8 protein-coding genes and 1 other RNA gene are annotated in these 12246 nt (G+C 47.8%); 8 read left to right on the plus strand and 1 reads right to left on the minus strand.

The window, feature by feature from the left end:
- The first annotated feature begins 1148 nt into the window (after nt 1-1148).
- From smpB to ACY1JZ_RS17055, 8 genes are all read left to right on the plus strand, one after another.
- Nucleotides 1149-1628: an SsrA-binding protein SmpB gene (smpB, locus tag ACY1JZ_RS17020; protein WP_462630223.1), complete on the plus strand. Its 480-nt coding sequence runs from the start codon at nt 1149-1151 to the stop codon at nt 1626-1628.
- Nucleotides 1629-1855: 227 nt separating this feature from the next.
- Nucleotides 1856-2221: a transfer-messenger RNA gene (gene ssrA / locus ACY1JZ_RS17025) on the plus strand.
- Nucleotides 2222-2783: 562 nt separating this feature from the next.
- Nucleotides 2784-3578 (plus strand): hypothetical protein, encoded by a 795-nt coding sequence (locus tag ACY1JZ_RS17030; protein WP_462630224.1) that lies wholly within the window; start codon nt 2784-2786, stop codon nt 3576-3578.
- Nucleotides 3554-5029, plus strand: coding sequence for a hypothetical protein (locus ACY1JZ_RS17035; RefSeq protein WP_462630225.1), 1476 nt, complete (start codon nt 3554-3556; stop codon nt 5027-5029). The genes ACY1JZ_RS17030 and ACY1JZ_RS17035 overlap by 25 nt, the downstream gene beginning before the upstream one ends.
- 197 nt (nt 5030-5226) lie before the next feature.
- Entirely contained in the window at nt 5227-5520 is a 294-nt protein-coding gene (locus ACY1JZ_RS17040) for an AbrB/MazE/SpoVT family DNA-binding domain-containing protein (RefSeq protein WP_462630226.1), read from the plus strand.
- Nucleotide 5521: 1 nt separating this feature from the next.
- Nucleotides 5522-5914: a type II toxin-antitoxin system death-on-curing family toxin gene (locus ACY1JZ_RS17045; protein WP_462630227.1), complete on the plus strand. Its 393-nt coding sequence runs from the start codon at nt 5522-5524 to the stop codon at nt 5912-5914.
- A gap of 184 nt (nt 5915-6098) precedes the next feature.
- Nucleotides 6099-7571 (plus strand): amidase family protein, encoded by a 1473-nt coding sequence (locus ACY1JZ_RS17050; protein WP_462630228.1) that lies wholly within the window; start codon nt 6099-6101, stop codon nt 7569-7571.
- 950 nt (nt 7572-8521) lie between these two features.
- On the plus strand, nt 8522-10951 hold the full coding sequence (locus tag ACY1JZ_RS17055; RefSeq protein WP_462630229.1) for a glycoside hydrolase family 6 protein: 2430 nt from the start codon (nt 8522-8524) through the stop codon (nt 10949-10951).
- A gap of 263 nt (nt 10952-11214) precedes the next feature.
- Here ACY1JZ_RS17055 and ACY1JZ_RS17060 read toward each other — a convergent pair whose 3' ends face one another.
- Entirely contained in the window at nt 11215-11985 is a 771-nt protein-coding gene (locus ACY1JZ_RS17060) for a DUF817 domain-containing protein (protein ID WP_462630230.1), read from the minus strand.
- Between the last annotated feature and the right edge of the window lie 261 nt (nt 11986-12246).

Genomic DNA, 12246 nt, shown 5'->3' on the forward strand with positions numbered 1-12246 from the left:
GAATGGTAATGAACATGGGGCCTTAGAGGGCCATAGCAAGGAAGCGGAGCAAGGGCAAACGGAGACGATCCGCGAGCACTCTGGCAAGAGCAAGCGCAGCAGAAAGAATCGCAAGGCAGCAGGAGCGTCTGTGGCAGCAGTAGCAGAGCCTGCGGAGACAGGCGTGGAAGCTGTGGGGAGCGGGCAAGAGGAGCAGCTCCAGCGCCCGGCTTCCAAGGGCAAGCGGCGCGGCGGAGCAGCAAGGCGCGACGGCAGCGCTGGCGCAGATGCGCTGGCGCAGGGCAGCGAAGCAGGGCGTGGCCGATCGGCGAGCGCCGAGGGCGCAGAGCGCGGCAGCGATTCGGTAGCCGCGGCGGAGCAGTCGCCGAGCGCTAAGGTGCCGCCGCAGCGCAAGAACAAGCGCGAGCGCACCAGCGGCGGCCGCTCGACCCGCCAGGGCGGCTGGCAAGGCGGCGCAGGCCGCCAAGCGCCGCCGGAGCGCCATAGCGAGCGCATCGCCGAAGGCGGCTCTCGCGGGGGCTACGCCACCACTTCGCGGAAGGGTGGCGTGCGCCGGGATATGTGGGGCTTGCCGATTAGCGGGCAAGCCTATCGCGGCGGCGAAGCCGGCGAGTCTCCCCGCGGCAGACGGGGAGACGGCGGCAGCAGCGGCACCGGCTCGCGCCGCAAGGGAGCCGCTGCTGCGCCAGCCGCAGCAGCGCAAGGCGGCAGCGCAGCGGCAGCCGGCGCAGCCGATGCGGCGCGCGGCTTGCGGAAGCCGCCGCGCAAGAAGAAGAGCGGCGGAGCAGCCGGAGCTGCGGCTGGCAGCAAGGCAGGCGTTGGCGCCGCTCATGCGGAAGCGGCTGCTGGCCTTGGCAGCGCAGTTGCTACCGGCAGCGTAAACGCTGGAGCAGGTGGCGGCGTGGCGGTCATGGCAGAGAAGGATAGTGCGCTGCAATAAGGGATGATGCTGTAGATTGTGATGAGGTTGGGTGTGTAGCAGCTTCAAATAATCGGGCTCAACCCTGTGCGGGTGCTTGATTTCCAAATATAAACTTGTTACAATGGACTCCTGAAACCTGTGGGAGTCCATTGTGCAACTGACATGCATTTGTGATGCGGTGTAGACTGGCTTGATTCAGGCTTCATAAGAGAGGGAGTGAGTAAGCATGGGCAAGAAGAAGAGTGATGACAGGCCGCTCGCCCAGAACAAGAAGGCTTCCCATGACTACTTCATCGAGGAAACTTATGAAGCGGGGATCGTCTTGACCGGGACGGAGATCAAGTCGGTGCGACAGGGACGTGCGAACATTAACGATGCGTTCGCCACGATCCGCAATGGAGAGATGTTCATTCACAACATGCACATCAGCCCGTTCGAGCAGGGTAATCGTCATAATCCCGATCCATCGCGGGCGCGCAAGCTGCTGCTGCACAAGCTGCAGATTCATAAGCTGCTTGGTCAGTCCAAGCAGGAGGGTTATGCGATTGTGCCGCTGAAGATCTATACGCGCAATGGCTATGCCAAGCTGCTGATCGGACTTGGCAAGGGCAAGAAGCAGTATGACAAGCGTGATACTGCGGCCAAGCGCGATGCTCAGCGTGACATTCAGCGCGCTTTGCGGGAGAAGCAGAAGGTTGCCAGGTAAGTCAGGAATGGTAAGGATATGGCAGGCTTCCATTGGTCGCTAATCGTCCCAGTAATCAATACAGACGCAGCGGCGGAAGATGTGTTATACTAGGTTACAGACAGCAGGAGCGGGTTAGTTGGTGACGCTCTGGCTTTATATGCAGCGACTCGGTGTACTTGATCGGTAGTCTTGTGCAGGCACAGGGCTGCGGATGGATACTGTCCGATCTAAGCGCTTATTCATTCGGGGGCGTTTTTTGGATTCGACGGGGATAGTACGAGCAAGGGTTGCGGGTAGTGGGGACGCGTCCGCTTCATCAACGCTAAAGCCAATTAAATGGCAAACAACAACCAACTTACGCTGTAGCAGCTTAATAACCTGCTCGCGTGCTCTCGCTCTGTATCGCCCATGTACCGGGATGAGGGCCCAACTTTAGTGGGATACGCTGTCACATCTCCGCCTGGGGTGTGCTGAAGAAGATAATCAGGCTGACCTGATCGAAAGCCGGTTACGGGGCGTTCGGCCAGGTGACATCAAAACTGTGACTACACCCGTAGAAGCCTTTGTGGCGTTGTCTTCGGACAGGGGTTCGACTCCCCTCGCCTCCACCATGCAAATCCACAACCGCACGAGGTTGTGGATTTTTGCTTTCCTCATCGTTCAGCTTCGGAATATGCTTTACATGCTCATTATAACTTTACATAGCTACAAATGAACATCTTAACTTTGAAGATGTTCTGTCCGGCTACATGATGTTTAAGCGCTAGAACCAGTTATTTTAGCATATCCTATGTAACGACTGCTTCTTAATGTTGAGTGACTTTATGCTCAATCGACGCTTTCTGCTGTTCCATGCTTTCCAGCTTCTACAGAAGTGCCAAACCTGCTTCTTCGTGTAGCCTAGATTCATGTGTAGACTTGTTTCTTTGATTCTTATAAGGCTCATTCTTCTTCGCTTGCTTAGCGAGAAGCAGAATGGCTTCATCTTTAAAAATCTTTTCTTGGTGCTGAGCCGCAGATAATTCACGATGTACTCGCGTCGAAGCCCGGTAATCTTACAAGTCTTGTACGGTCACATGTTAAAATATGCTACGCATCTTGTTGAAGCTGATATTATTTATTGATATAGTTAGTTTTATGGGAAAAGTATGTAAAAGTGGAGGAGCATCTAACATGAGTGTGGCGTTGCATCCCTTAGGATATTTATTATGTGGTCAACAAGAAGATATTAATATTGAGATTAATAGTGTCCTAAATAAACTTAATATAACAATAAGTAAATTCATTAGAAAGCTACTTAGTGTTGATTTATTAGATGAAGATGAGAGGGAGTTAGCACCGTTTTATGCAAGAACTATTTTTGAAGCAGCCGGAACTGCATTGCTTGCAAGACTAGATCCTTTCCGTGTTTTAATAGTTTATAAGGTCCAATCATCAGCAAACTACGATGTCACAAAAAGATCTAACGTTGCGTTGCAATGGTCAGGTGATATTTTAGCTACAACTAAACCTAGAAATGATATTTGGAATCCCGAAGTTAAGACCAGCGAATATGACAGGGCGTTACTTAGTAATTATTTTGGAGAGTTGTTTTGGAAACCTGGATTTTTGAATGTTATAGACTTTATACCTTCGTATACTATTTCTAAACCTAGTGACTGGAAAGATGAGCTAGAAGTAAAAGATGAAATGCAGTTCTTCGAAATGACTAAAACAGAGGCTGGAAAGCTTTTCTCAGCATTTTCAAAAGGAGTACACTATGAATTTTTAGTTAATACTGATAGTGTATATGATGCAACTACGGTACAGGATTTTGTTTTAAGGATGTTAAAGACAATTTCAGATTTAGGTCTAGTTAGTCATTTTGGTGGATTGATGTCTTCCTCTCTGCCTAAAGAGGGGGCACTTGATTTATATTTGGAAGTTGAGGAGATGGTACGAGCATGGCGCAAGATAATGGACTCGTAAATTTAATATTGGCATCAGAAGATTTTTCAACAGAAGAATTTATCAAATATCATCATTTTATGAGTTATGAAGAACATATTATAAAAAAGCTTATGGCCCATGGGCCAGTCTTATTAAAAGGTGGAAGAGGTACAGGCAAAAGTGCTTTAATGCGTGAAGCTAATAGGAGATTGAACGAAAACGGTTTAGGCTCTAGTGCTGTTGGGATATATTTAAGTCTGAGACACCTCCCTTTATTAAGAACTCGAGGAAAGCAGTATGAAGTTGAACTACTACGTATTTTAATTGACAAAATCAGCAAAGAGTCATATCAAAAATATAACTTTAATTTTGCTTCGGAACCAGAAGTTTATGAAGTGCATAAAGAATTAGTAAGACTATCAGAGCACGTAAGCAAAAGAATAGTTTTGTTTTTTGATGATGCGGCACATATCGGTAGGGAAGCAGCTCTGGAAGAATTTTTTGATGTGTTCAGAACGCTTTCAAGCAGCAATGTTTCTTGTAAAGCGGCAATATACCCAGGAGTTACTCGTTTTGGAAACCGATTTGATATCTATAATGATGCTACAGTTGTTGAAATTTCCCGAAGAGAAGACCAAGAAGATTTTGATCAGTTCTTTTATATGGTAATGCAATCACGTTTTCAGGAAGAACTCAATGAAAAGAACTTTTCAATTAATGTCAAGGAAGTAGCCTCCTTTTTAGGACAATCAGTTGTTGGTAATGTACGATCTTATGTTAAAGCATGCTCAATACTTCTGAATACAGAGAAAACTATAGGGTTTCCCATTCTATCAGAGGTAATGTTGGAATTAAGTCGCGATTACTATTGGCCAATGATTGATGAAATAAGATTGAAAATTGGCATATATGAAGCATTAATTGAACCCTCTGAAAACTTGGCTGAAATATTATATCAACATTGTGGGGCGAAAAATGTGACCTCTTGTATCATTCACAGAAATATTGTGAATAGAGTAGATAAAGCGTTAGAGATACTGGAGTATACTGGTTTTATTGCTAGAAGAGAAGTCTCCCGAGGGATGAAATCAGGTGGGAGGGGAACAAGATTTGTTTTAAACTTATGTAATCTGCTCGAGGTAATACCAGGAACAAGATTAACAAAAGAGTTATTTGATCAATGGAGTAAACGAGAAGGTGAGGACGTACAGTTTTCACAAAACAGTGTGTTATCATTTATTGATTGGCCAGAAATACCAGAAGATAAAAACTTATCAATCCTCGAACTCCCGATAGAAAAATTAAAAAAGTCGGATATGTTCCCATATGGAATTACAGACAATAAATTGGAAATTCTCAAAGACCATGGGTACAATTCGGTAGGGAAACTAGCCGAAGCATCTGACGAAGAGATATTAAGAATTGATGGTATAGGAGAAAAATCATTGGAACGATTCAAAAGTGTTTTAGGTCAGGCTATTTGGATGTAAATATTAACGGAGAATTGTGGTTTTGCACACCCACGGTTCGCCTCCACCACCATGAGCACCATCGCATGAGGATGGTGTTTTTGCTTTATATTTATAGATCAATAGGGTAGAATATGTATATACGTAATAAAAGTTATTACAGTTATAAGGTATAACCTGCGGGATGCGGAATATACTCATAGAGAGGAGAACAAACAATGAATGGTGTGGTCAAGGTGACAAAGGATAATTCGAATGGTATGCGATATGCTCGTAAAGTAGGTCGAATGGGTAACAGTCTTGGAGTGAGCTTGCCCAAAGGTTTAACTGAAAAGCTAAGCATCTCCCAAGGTGATGAGATTGAATTTGTGGAAAATGATCGCGGCGAAGTGGTCTTGAAAAAGGTTCAGCAAACTCAGCTCCCTGATCATATAAGACCAGAGGTGCTTGAAGCTTTTTTTGACGTGTTTCAAGAAGATGAAGGTATTCTTGAGGACCTAAGGGACCGATAAGATGAATATATTCCTGACTAAAGAAGAGGTTATTTCAGCCCACTATTTTATGATGCGAAAAATGAACGACGCAGATCAGTCAGGAGTGAAGGATCACGGCCTGCTGGAATCTGCGGTACATAGACCGCAACAAACTATATTCGGGAAAGATGCTTATCCTGAATTATTTGAAAAAGCTGCCGCTCTGCTTGAGTCTCTGGTCAAGAATCATTGCTTCCACAATGGTAATAAACGTACAGCCTATTTGGTTACTAAATCATTTCTGATGATTAACGGTAAACATTTAAAAATGGAACGCGAATATGCCGTTGAGTTTATTGTAGATATCGCCAAAGGAATTCATTCTATGGATGATACAGCAAGGATATTAACAGAGTTTTCTGTAGATCGATAATTCATAGGGGTCAGGGGATCGCCTTCAACCTTCTGGTTGGTGGCTTTTTCATACCTACCACGGTCACACAGATCCCGCTCACAGCGGTCTAAGATGGACGAGTTCTCCAATCTGCATACTGTGGAGAAGTCCTTCTTGCCTCTTACTATTAGTGTAGAATATTCGGATGGTGAAGGATGATGATATGGATATTGCAAGTTGGATCATAGAAGCGGACATACCAAGCATGCAAGAAGCTATGGAGTCGGGGAATATAAGCTCTGAGGATTTAGTAAATGTATATCTGGAAAGAATTGGTGAATTCGATACAAAAATCAATTCCATCTTGGAGATCAATCCAGAGGCTGTTGAGATAGCTAAAGCTTTAGATATAGAGAGAAGGGTGAAAGGAGCTAGAGGGTATCTACACGGAATTCCTATACTCCTCAAGGATAATATTGCTACACATGACTGCATGCATACGAGTGCAGGCTCTATCGCATTGGAGAACTCGATTGCCATAGAGGATTCAACTGTGGCTGCCCAGCTTCGTGCTGCCGGTGCTGTCCTGCTCGGGAAAACCAATATGACCGAGTGGGCAAACTTTATGTCGAATGAAATGTGGGCAGGGTATAGTTCTAGAGGCGGCTTGGTGTTAAATCCGTATGGAGCGGGGGAATTATTTGTTGGTGGCTCAAGCTCAGGTTCAGCCGCGGCTGTTGCGGCGAATCTTGGGGCGGCAGCGATCGGAACGGAAACAACGGGTTCGATTATTAGCCCTGCCTGTCAGAATGGGGTTGTAGGCATTAAACCGACGGTTGGTTTGGTTAGTCAGACTGGAATCATCCCCATTACCTTTAGCCAAGACTCAGCGGGCCCCATAGCAAGAACAGTGACAGATGCTGCAATTATTTTAGGTGCTTTAGTTCATGTGAACGAACAGGACGCCGATGCCTTAGGGATAAATCATGGATACCAAGAATATACTCAATTTTTGGATAACAGCTTTTTGAGGCAAGCAAGAATAGGGATTCCCAGATTTTATTATGAAGGTTTGGATGAAGCAAGGCTTAAAATCGTTGAAGATGCTATAACAGCATTGAAGAACGAGGGGGCGACCATTGTTGATGCCGTAAGCCTACCGTGTGAGAACACAGAATGGGATGCGAATGTACTACGATATGAATTTAAATATGCCCTCAACAAATACCTGGCTCAATTACCTGAAGAAGTCCCAGTCCATTCATTGGAGGAAGTAATTTCTTTCAACGAAGCACATGCACACAGAGCATTGAAATACGGACAAGGCACATTAATCTGGTCGGAAGAAACAAGTGGTACCTTGAAGGAAGCAGAATATTTGAATAGTTTAACGCGGAATGTGGAGATGGCTCGAAAAAATGGAATAGATCATGCCTTGAATAAGCATCGATTGGATGCACTAATGTTCCTCGGAAACGAGGGAGGAGCTGATCTTGCCGCAAGAGCGGGCTATCCCATCATAACCGTTCCTGGAGGATATGCCACAAGCGGGATAATTGCTCCGGGAGGTTACACAACCAAAGGGCCGCAGGGGATATCCTTTGTTGGTACTGCGTTCAGTGAACCTATATTAATCCAAATAGCGTATGGTTTTGAGCAAGCTACAGGGCATCGTGTTCCGCCAAACTTGAATTGACATTCACGGCAATGGCTAGAGGCGTGGGAATGAAGGCGATCTTCAAGGATAAGTATGAGTATAAATATACGATTACGATGATTGATCAAGACCTTAGCAAAGAAAGTATTAAGCCTCTATCTTCGAAGTCTGGGTTTGTTGTTATGGAGGTTCCAGACACAGTAGCGGAATCCCAGGATAGCTTGATTCTAAGGCTGGAAAAAAATAAGGATAAGGCCACCCTTAATTTAAGGTAGCTGAAGGCTCCGCTCTTTATGAGAAACCGCAAGCGCAAGGGATGCCATCCCTAAGGCTTGCGGTTTTTAGGTAGGTAAGAGTGTGTCCCGCCTTATATGTTCTTCTATATCTACGCGAGCCGAGCCTTGCCTGTCAAGAACAGCGACAGCCGTCTACGCTTGAGTGGTGCCAGCGGAGGCTAAACTGTCACTGTCTAATTAAACGGTACAGATGAGCTCAGGACTAAGCTGTGGCTGTGGCCGCGTATCGGCATGAGAGGGCGACTTGTCGAATTCCTTCATATTTAATTACATTAAATATAATTAATTTTAAATTATCCAATTTACAGTAATATATCCATAAAGTATAATGGCTTATAAGGAGGTGAACACGCGAAGTGAAGTCTAGCGAGGGTAAGCCATTTTAAACCACAATCAGTAAGCGCTTCCCCATATTGTATGGTTATAGGTATTAAAGCTTGAGCACGATGACCACCCGCATTTACCCACAGCTTTATCCCTCATCTGAGAAAACCGATTTTCGCATATTCAGTCATCCATTCTTTTCATTAAGAAGCTTTAAAGTGATCAGTCTCTTTTCTGCAAGCGTATTCAACTGACTTGGAGGTTATATCCACAACGAATCTGACGATTCTCTTCGGTGTGCGCCTGTATGCCGTATGGAGGATCCATTACAAGTATTTGATACTAACTAATCAAAGGAAAGGTGGATTTATGAAGACGAATCAGAAAAACAAACTCAAAGGCGGTAAAACTTTCCGCAAAGGTATCAAGCAATTACTCGCAGCAACGCTGCTTGCGACAGGAATTCTGTCAGGCATGGGCCCAGGAGCCCTGGCTGCGGAAGCGCGTGTCGATAATCCATTCGTCGGAGCTACAGCGTATCTGAACCCGGACTATGCCGCTCTTGTCGATACATCCATTGCGTTAACCAGTGATGCAACGTTAAAGGCACAAATGGAAACGGTTAAATCTTACCCTACAGCAGTCTGGATTGACCGGATTGCCGCTATCTATGGCGGGGCGAACAATGCAGGACGCAAAAGTGTCGAGGAGCATCTGGATACTGTTCTGGAGCAAAAGAAACCTGGTGTTCCAATCACGGCTTCCTTCGTCATCTATAATCTGCCCGGTCGTGACTGCCATGCGCTGGCTTCCAACGGTGAATTACCGCTGACTCAAGCCGCATTGCAGACCTACAAAACAGACTATATCGATGTCATAGCTGATATTTTTGCTCAGCCAAAGTATCAGGACATCCGTATTATAGCGGTCATCGAGCCAGATAGCTTGCCTAACCTGGTCACGAACCTCAATACGCCGGCTTGCGCTCAAGCCAGTTCGACAGGCATCTACGCAGCGGGTGTGCAATATGCACTGGACAAGCTGCATGCCATTCCGAATGTGTACAACTACCTGGATATTGCTCACTCTGGCTGGCTCGGATGGGATAACAACCGGACCGCTGCAATCGCGGAGTATACGAGCATTGTTCAAGGAACTGCAGCCGGTCTGAATAGTGTGGCTGGCTTCATCACCAACACGGCAAACACCACGCCGCTCAATGAGCCGAATCTGTCCAATCCAGATCTGAATATTGGTGGACAACCGATCAGGTCGGCCAAGTTCTATGAGTGGAATCCGTATTTCGACGAAACGGATTTTACGGCTGCATTGTATAACGGTTTTGTACAAGCAGGCTGGCCGAGCAGCATTGGCTTCCTGATCGATACCAGCCGTAATGGCTGGGGAGGGGTAAACCGTCCGACATCGGCTTCAGGCAGCGATATTAACAGCTACGTGAATTCCGGGCGTGTCGATCGCCGTACTCACCGCGGGAACTGGTGTAACAGCAGTGGATCAGGCATGGGTGAAGCGCCTAAGGCAGCGCCGGGGCCTGCCCATCTGGATGCCTATGTATGGGTCAAGCCTCCAGGTGAATCCGATGGCTCCAGCTCTGAAATTCCGAACAATGAAGGCAAGGGCTTCGACCGGATGTGTGATCCAACATTTACAACTCGCGATGGTGTATTGACAGGTGCGCTTCCTAACGCTCCAGTATCAGGTCACTGGTTCCATGATCAATTCGTCATGCTGGTGAAGAATTCCTTCCCTGTTCTGCCAGCCTCCAATGGCGGCGGAACACCGACGGCTCCAGCGGCTCCGGCTGCACTGACTGCGACAGCAGGCAACGCACAGGTATCGCTGAGCTGGACAGCTTCCACAGGTGCAACAAGCTATAATGTGAAGCGTGCACTGAGTGCGTCTGGACCGTTTACAACCGTTGCGGCCAATGTAGTTGGTACCACGTACACCAATACGGGCCTGACCAACGGGACGACCTACTATTATGTGGTCAGCGCAGTGAATGCGGCGGGTGAAAGCGCGAATTCGGTTGTAAAAAGTGCTGTACCTGTAGCCGGAGCTACAGCTCCTGCTGCACCTACTGCCTTGACGGCTCTGGCAGGTAATGCCCAGGTCAGCTTATCCTGGACGGCTTCCGCGGGGGCAACGAGCTATAATGTGAAGCGTGCGCTCAGCGCAGCAGGTCCATTCACAACTGTTGCGGCTAACGTAAGCGGGACTTCTTATACGAATATAGGTCTGACCAATGGTACGACGTATCATTATGTTGTGAGTGCTGTGAACGCTGCCGGGGAAAGCGCTAATTCCGCCCCTGCCTCCGCAACTCCGCAAGGTGTGGTTGCGCCGAGCGGCGATCTGGTTCTGCAATACCGCGCGGGAGATACGAATGCGACTGACAGTCAGATCAAACCGTATTTCAATATCAAAAACAACGGCAACACGGCTGTAAACCTGAGCGATCTGAAAATCCGTTACTACTTCTCCAAAGAAGGTAGCGCAGCGATGGACTCGGCTATTGACTGGGCTCAGATTGGCGGCGCCAACATCCTCCGTACATTCACCGATACGTATGTGGAGCTCAGCTTCACTGCTGCGGCTGGCTCGATCCAGCCAGGTGGACAAACTGGGGACATCCAGCTCCGCATGTATAAGACGGACTGGAGCAACTTTGACGAGACTAATGACTATTCCTACGATCCAACCAAAACATCCTATCAAGACTGGAACAAGGTAACCCTCTATCAAGGTGGCGAACTGGTGTGGGGCATTGAGCCCTAGATGCTGTACAAGCCATAAGGCGGTATTCACACCGTAAATGACAACCTAAGACGAACTCAGACCCGCTTCACAAACCAGGGACGTTTCAAAGTCGCTCATGACTTTGAGACGTCCCTTCTACTGTTCAACCGAACTACGGTGTGTTCGCCCTAACATCGGGCTGGAGCGATTGGGGCGCCATGTGAGCTTGTGAGCGGTTAGAGGCAGGTTCTCGTTCTCATGGCCATCTCCCATTATCCCGTAGAGAAGGTGTCGAGCGGGGGCTACACCCGCCCCCGCTGCCCCTTCACCTGCTTGAGCGTAGCGACGATCAGGAAGCTGACGATGACCAGCAGCAGCCAGGAGCTGACCTTGCCCAGGTGCACGAGACTCCAGGTAGCCGTCTGATTCGGATAGGTCCAGGCACCGAAGAAGGTGGCGATATTTTCGGCTACCCAGATGAAGAAGCCGATCAGGACAAAGGACAGCGACAGTGGCATGCGATAACGAATGCCGTTCACCTCATAGACGACCCATGACCGCCAGAAGACGAGGAGGACGAGGGCAGATAGCAACCAGCGGATGTCCACCCAGAAATGATGGGTGAAGAAATTCAGATAGATCGCCGCGGCAACCGGGATGACGGCCCACTGGGGCGGCCAATGGATTAGCTCGACCCGCAGCCGTCTCCATGCCTGGCACAGATAACTGGCTACGCTTGCGTACATGAAGCCGCTATAGAGCGGCACGCCTAGTATTTTGAAGTACCCTTCCCCCGGATAAGACCAGGAGCCCATATGCACCTTGAACACTTCGAGCGCCAGACCGATCAGGTGAAATAGGGTGATGACCTTCAATTCATCCCGCGTCTCCAGCCCCGAGCGCAGCATCCACCATTGCATGGCGATACAAATAAGCAGCAGCCAGTCATAGCGCGGCAGAAGCGGCAGCGGCACAAGCTTCGTTAAGGCAAGGGACGAGAAGATAACGACCGGGAACAGACAGGATAGCGCCTGCTCCCAACCAAAACGGATAAGCTGCTGCAATGCTTTCACTTCGACTCCTCCTTGTTCGGCTGACCTGCCTGCGGTAATATGGTCATTAGTTCGACAAATTGATTAAGGTCTACTACAGGTACGAACCGGACTACGATCATTGCTACACTCCATCCTTCGCGACTAAATGGATGATTATTCTCTTATCAGGTAGCATGTACTGGCGAAATTGAGACGTTATATAATAACAATAACGGTTGAAGTCGCTGGAGGCAATTGCTACGCTTAGATGGACTATTACAGCTTGACAATGACGGCTTG

This window comes from Paenibacillus sp. J5 (assembly GCF_054955055.1).

Excerpts from the sequence above, each read along its gene's own strand:
- ACY1JZ_RS17035 (WP_462630225.1), top strand. The coding sequence starts at position 3,554 with ATGGCGCAAGATAATGGACTCGTAAATTTAATATTGGCATCAGAAGAT.
- ACY1JZ_RS17030 (WP_462630224.1), top strand. The coding sequence starts at position 2,784 with ATGAGTGTGGCGTTGCATCCCTTAGGATATTTATTATGTGGTCAACAA.
- ACY1JZ_RS17045 (WP_462630227.1), top strand. The coding sequence starts at position 5,522 with ATGAATATATTCCTGACTAAAGAAGAGGTTATTTCAGCCCACTATTTT.
- smpB (WP_462630223.1), top strand. The coding sequence starts at position 1,149 with ATGGGCAAGAAGAAGAGTGATGACAGGCCGCTCGCCCAGAACAAGAAG.
- ACY1JZ_RS17055 (WP_462630229.1), top strand. The coding sequence starts at position 8,522 with ATGAAGACGAATCAGAAAAACAAACTCAAAGGCGGTAAAACTTTCCGC.
- ACY1JZ_RS17050 (WP_462630228.1), top strand. The coding sequence starts at position 6,099 with ATGGATATTGCAAGTTGGATCATAGAAGCGGACATACCAAGCATGCAA.
- ACY1JZ_RS17040 (WP_462630226.1), top strand. The coding sequence starts at position 5,227 with ATGAATGGTGTGGTCAAGGTGACAAAGGATAATTCGAATGGTATGCGA.